This is a genomic window from Kineococcus siccus (assembly GCF_009906795.1).
Taxonomy (GTDB): Bacteria; Actinomycetota; Actinomycetes; order Actinomycetales; family Kineococcaceae; genus Kineococcus; species Kineococcus siccus.
Genome location: NZ_JAAALN010000316.1, coordinates 1 through 3362 on the forward strand (window position 1 = coordinate 1; position 3362 = coordinate 3362).

General features: G+C 75.8%; 5 protein-coding genes and 1 pseudogene. All 6 read left to right on the forward strand.

Annotation, left to right across the window (positions count from 1 at the left end; all coding sequences use genetic code 11):
- A pseudogene (locus GTR02_RS20675) lies at positions 1-229 on the forward strand (hypothetical protein); the annotation flags it as partial.
- Positions 230-242: 13 nt separating this feature from the next.
- The gene (locus tag GTR02_RS20680) at positions 243-782 is read left to right on the forward strand and encodes a flagellar basal body-associated FliL family protein (RefSeq protein ID WP_166609364.1); all 540 of its coding nucleotides are present in this window, start codon (positions 243-245) and stop codon (positions 780-782) included.
- Positions 783-926: 144 nt separating this feature from the next.
- Entirely contained in the window at positions 927-1871 is a 945-nt protein-coding gene (locus tag GTR02_RS24760) for a FliM/FliN family flagellar motor switch protein (RefSeq protein WP_166609361.1), read from the forward strand.
- A complete protein-coding gene (gene fliN / locus GTR02_RS20690) occupies positions 1868-2608 on the forward strand; it encodes a flagellar motor switch protein FliN (protein ID WP_166609362.1) in 741 nt (246 codons plus the stop codon). Before GTR02_RS24760 ends, fliN begins: the two co-directional genes overlap by 4 nt.
- On the forward strand, positions 2608-3171 hold the full coding sequence (fliO, locus tag GTR02_RS20695; protein WP_166609363.1) for a flagellar biosynthetic protein FliO: 564 nt from the start codon (positions 2608-2610) through the stop codon (positions 3169-3171). The genes fliN and fliO overlap by 1 nt, the downstream gene beginning before the upstream one ends.
- Positions 3168-3362, forward strand: a 195-nt coding sequence (locus GTR02_RS20700; protein WP_205709736.1) for a hypothetical protein, incomplete at its 3' end; no start/stop codon positions are given. The genes fliO and GTR02_RS20700, both read left to right, overlap by 4 nt.

Here is a 3362-nt window from a genome sequence, read left to right on the forward strand (position 1 = left end):
TCACCCCGGTGATCACCCCGGTGGTGAGCACCCAGCCGGCGACCACGCCGCAGGGGTGAGCGCGCCGCCGGCCGGCCCGCGGCACGCCGGCCCCACCGAGCCCACGACCACCGAGCCCACCACCGCGAGCACCACGACCGCGAGCACCACGACCACGAGCACCACCACGGAGCACCACGCGGGGACGGCCGGCGCCGTCCCCGCGGACCCCACACCGGAAGGCCACTGAGATGGAGCGCACCATGGCCGGCAAGAGCGGCGGCAAGGCCCCCAGCGGCGGCGGCGACGGCGGTTCCACCGCCGACGCGGCCGCCGGCGGCAAGAAGAAGAAGCTCATCGTCATCGCCCTCGGGGCGGTGCTGCTGCTCGGCGGCGGGGCGGGCGGCACCTACATGCTCGTCAAGCCCGCGGCCGCGGCCGAGGAGGAGCACGTCGAGGAGGTCCTCGTGGCCGGCGACGTCACGGCCCTGGACCCGATCACGCTGAACCTGGCCGACGGGCACTACCTCAAGCTCGGCATCGCCCTGCAGGCCACGCTGGCCGAGGCGGGGGGCCACGGCGGGGGCAGCGGCCCGGACGGCAGCAAGGCGCTCGACCTCGCCATCGCCGAGTTCAGCGGCCTGACCACGGCGGAGCTGTCCGACCCCGCGAAGCGCCAGCAGTACAAGGACGCGCTGCAGGAGAAGATCGTCAAGGCCTACGAGGAGCCGGCCGTCGAGGAGGGGGCGCACCCCCACAAGGTCGTCATGGGCATCTACTTCACCCAGTTCGTCACGCAGTGACCTCCCGTCCCGGGGCGGCGCCGCCCCGGGGCTGACGGGTGGCGGAGGGACGGCGCGGGGACCCGCCGGCAGCGCGGCCGGCCGGTCCCTCACTCGTTCGGCCTAGCGCTAAAGGGTGAACCCCCTACGTGCCGATAGGTCAGCGTGGCAACCGAGACCTCCACCCCACCCGGGCGGGCGAGCACAGGACGACGCTCACGTCGTCGCGGTGTCCCCGTCCCGTACGACTTCCGGCGGCCCACCAAGCTGTCGCGCCAGCACGCCCGGGTGCTCGAGATCACCTACGAGACCTTCTGCCGCCAGTGGGCGACCCTGCTGTCCTCGACGCTGCGCACCACCGTGCAGGTCGAGCTCGACGGCATCCAGCAGTACAGCTACGACGAGTACGTCGCGTCCCTGCCCGTGCCCAGCGTCATGGCGGTCTTCGACCCCCAGCCCCTCGTGGGCGCGGGCATCCTGCACCTGGACACCCCGGCCCTGCTCGGGTGGGTCGACCGGATGCTGGGCGGCAACGGCGGGGGGCAGCAGCCCACCCGCGCGCTGACGGAGATCGAGAGCGTCCTCGGCCGCCAGCTCATCGAGCGCACGCTCACCGAGCTCGCCTTCTCGCTGACCACGCTGGTGGACCTGCACCCCTCGCTCACGAGCCTGGAGCAGAACCCGCAGTTCGCCCAGGCCGGCTCCGCCACCGACGTGATGATCGTCGCGACGTTCGAGCTGCAGCTCGGCGGCAGCGCCGGCCAGGCCACCCTCGCCATGCCGCTGGACTCGCTGTCCACGGCGCTGACCGCGGCCGAGCTGCGGGTCGCGAGCCCCGAGGAGCTGCGCACCCGCCGGCTCATGCGGGACCGCCTCGACGACCACCTCGAGCACATCCCCGTCGACGTGGCCGTGCGCTTCGCGCCCGCGGCCCTGCGCCCCGACGAGATCCTCGCGCTCGCCCCCGGCGACGTGCTCCGGCTGCCGCACCGCGCCGACACCCCGCTCGACATCGTCGCCTCCGGCGCACGCATCGCCACCGCCGTCGCCGGCAGCCGCGGTCCGCGGCTGGCCTGCCTGGTCGTCCCCACCCCCGAGGAGTCCGCATGAGCACCGCCACCCACACCGACGCCCAGGCGTTCGTCAGCCAGGCCGCCGAGGCGGCGCTGTCGGTCCTGCCGCTGCCCCGCCCCGGCACCATCACCGCGGTCCTGGCCGTCGGCGACGCCCCGGACCTCGGCGAGGAGGGCACGGGCGTCTCGGCCCGCTTCGCCGGCGCCGCCGCGGGCACGGTCGTCGTCATCATCGGCGAGGCCGCGACCAACGCGCTGCTGTCCAGCCCCGAGGGGGCGCTCGACCCGGTCGACGCCGTGCGGCCCGCGCTGGAGACCGCGGTCCAGACGCTCGGGCACTGCACGCTCGAGGCGGGTGTCGAGGGGGAGCCCGCCGAAGCGCTGGCGGCCCTCGGCCCGCAGGGCGCCGTCGCCGTCGTCAGCTCCGACGGCGAGGTGCTGGCCCTCATCGGCATCTCGGTGTCGGGGGAGGCCCCCGCGGCCGCGCCGCAGCCCACCGCCACGGCCACCTCGGCCGGTCCCCGCCGCACGATGGACCTGCTGCGCGACGTGCAGATGGACGTCACGGTCGAGCTGGGCCGCACGAGCATGACCGTGCAGGACCTGCTGTCGCTGCAGCCCGGGTCGGTCGTCGAGCTCGACCGCGCCGCCGGCAGCCCCGCCGACATCCTCGTCAACGGCCAGCTCATCGCCCGCGGCGAGGTGGTCGTGGTGGACGAGGACTACGCGATCCGCGTGACGGAGATCGTGACGCCCGGCACCGAGGTCTCCTGATGGACACCCTGGAGGCGCTGGCCCGGATGTCGGTCTCGCTCGTCGCGGTGCTGGGGCTGCTCTTCCTCGTCACCCGCTGGCTGCGCCGCTCGAAGGGCGCCGCGGCCGCGAGCGGCGACATCGCCGTCATCTCGCGCCAGGCGGTCGGGCACAAGGCGGGCGTCGCGGTCCTGCGGGTGGGGGAGCGGGCCCTCGTGGTCGGCGTCACCGAGCACCAGGTGACGCTGCTCTCGGAGATGCCGGCCGCCTCGATCGCGCCCGCCCCGGCCGAGACGCGCGACGTCGTGGAGATCCCGCTGCAGCCCCGGACCCGGCCCGCCGCCCCGCCCGCCGGGCGGCGCGCCGCGGCCCCCGCGGAGCTGCCGCCGGTGCACGACGCGCCGGCGGTCGAGGCGCCGGAGGCGCTGTCGCTGGCGGAGCTGGTCGACGAGCACGAGCTGGAGCGTCAGCTGCGCGGCCGCGACACCACCGCACCGACCGGGGCGCTGGCGGGTTCCGCGCTCTCCCCGGCGACGTGGACCCGGGCCGTGGACGTCCTGCGCGAGAGGAGCACCCGCCGATGAGGGCACGCGCACTGGCGGCCGGCACGCTGCTCGCCGCCGGCCTGCTGCTCACGGGCACCACGGCCGCCACGGCCGCGGCCCCCGCGAGCGCGGTCACGACGAGCGCCGTCACGACGAGCGCCGTCACGACGAGCGCCGTGCAGGCGCTCGCGCTGCCGGCCGGCGTCACGGCCCCCGCCGCCCCCGCGGCT